The organism is Zoogloea oryzae, assembly GCF_030161255.1.
In the GTDB taxonomy this organism is placed as follows: domain Bacteria; phylum Pseudomonadota; class Gammaproteobacteria; order Burkholderiales; family Rhodocyclaceae; genus Zoogloea; species Zoogloea oryzae.
Window position 1 is genome coordinate 1 of sequence record NZ_BSPX01000245.1, and the last position, 275, is coordinate 275.

Consider the following 275-nt stretch of genomic DNA (forward strand, 5'->3'; position numbering starts at 1 on the left):
AGATCCAATCCTATCTTCATAGATTTCTCGCGATACCTTCTTCCGAAGTTTGGTTATAGCATCTATAACTGCCTCTGGTTTAGGCGGGCAACCCGGCAAATAAACATCCACAGGAATTAACTTATCAACTCCCCGAACAGTACTATAAGAATCCGTACTGAACATCCCCCCTGTAATAGTACAAGCTCCCATAGCAATAACATATTTTGGTTCAGGCATTTGCTCATATAATCTCACTAAAGAGGGAGCCATTTTCATTGTTACTGTACCAGCGG

1 protein-coding gene is annotated in these 275 nt (G+C 41.8%); it reads right to left on the minus strand.

Annotation, left to right across the window (positions count from 1 at the left end):
* The coding region (gene nuoB, locus QQK25_RS24900; protein WP_284190089.1) for an NADH-quinone oxidoreductase subunit NuoB at positions 1-275 on the minus strand (275 nt) is incomplete at both ends.